The following is a 1,184-nucleotide window of genomic DNA, read 5'->3' on the forward strand; positions in this document are numbered from 1 at the left end:
CCCGCTTGTATGGTTAGACTTGAAGGGGTGGTGGGACTAAATGCCCGATTCTGACTGTTCACAGCAGTACAGACCGTGGGAGACATCGCCCCACCCCTTCCACCAAAGCGCCGATAAAGAATGCATCGTTTGCAAGCGACGATAGAAGCAAGCCAGCGCCTCTTGGTGAAACCCCTTCAAGCCGAAAAACCATAACGTGAGGAGCCGCCCATGGCAATGCAGGTAGGTAAGTTGATCGTGGGTGCGGATGTCGCGAAGGCTGAGCTGGTTATCCACCACGATGATCGCGACGAGATCATCAGGCTGAAAAACTCCAAACTCGAGATCAGAAGGTGGCTCAAGCAACAACCCCTCAACACCGCTATCGCTGTTGAGGCGACCAATGTCTACCACTTGGACCTGGTTGAATTGGCCCACAGCCTAGGCTTCGAGGTCTATGTCATCGATGGTTTTCAATTGAGCAACTACCGGAAAAGTGTTGGGGGACGGGTTAAAACCGACCCCTCCGATGCTCGGTTGTTGTCCCGTTTTTTAAAAAATGAAGGCGAGGACCTTCGCCCTTGGAGCCCGCCTCCCGCTGTCTACGGCAAGCTTCAGAGCCTCTTGCGACGCAGAGCCGCCTTGGTGACTGCTCGTACTGCAATGACTCAGAGCTGGGCTAACGAAAGCCTTTTGAAAGCCGCCTTCGAAACTTTTGTGAAGTCGATAGATCGGCTGGATCAGTTGATTCAAAAGAAGATTAAAGAAGTACTGCGAGACGCTGGGCTACAGGAACAAGTCGCTCGCTGCCAGGCAGTAGAGGGCATTGGTTTTCTCACCGCCGCAGCATTGGTGATGGCTTTTACAAGGGGCGAGTTCAAAAGCAGTGACTCGTACATTGCATTCCTAGGAATGGATTTACGAGTCAGTGATTCCGGGCAGAAGAATGGGCGACGTCGCCTCACCAAGCGAGGTTGTTCAGAAATTCGTCGCTTATTGCACAACGCTGCGATGGCGGCCAGCAGATCGGCAGCCTGGAAAGGGCTTTACGAACAGCATCGGAGCAGTGGTAAAGCAACAACCCAAGCTTTGGTAATCCTGGCAAGAAAGCTCGCGCGGGTGGCATTCGCCCTGATGAAAAATCAGGACGAATACGTCACTAAAGGCGCGAAACTGGCTTGCTGAAAACCATAGAATCTCCCACA

At 52.8% G+C, this 1,184-nt stretch carries 1 protein-coding gene; it reads left to right on the forward strand.

All coding sequences use genetic code 11. The annotated features are described in order from the left end of the window. Nucleotides 1–210: 210 nt before the first annotated feature. Complete coding sequence (locus tag MJ643_RS30390; RefSeq protein ID WP_013970314.1) at nt 211–1,164, forward strand: IS110 family transposase; 954 nt, start codon at nt 211–213, stop codon at nt 1,162–1,164. Nucleotides 1,165–1,184 lie beyond the last annotated feature (20 nt).

This window comes from Pseudomonas sp. PNPG3, assembly GCF_023093815.1.
GTDB classification, from domain to species: domain Bacteria; phylum Pseudomonadota; class Gammaproteobacteria; order Pseudomonadales; family Pseudomonadaceae; genus Aquipseudomonas; species Aquipseudomonas asiatica.

What these genes read in the sequence shown, in the direction of transcription:
- MJ643_RS30390 (WP_013970314.1), top strand. Translation starts at nt 211, where the DNA reads ATGGCAATGCAGGTAGGTAAGTTGATCGTGGGTGCGGATGTCGCGAAG.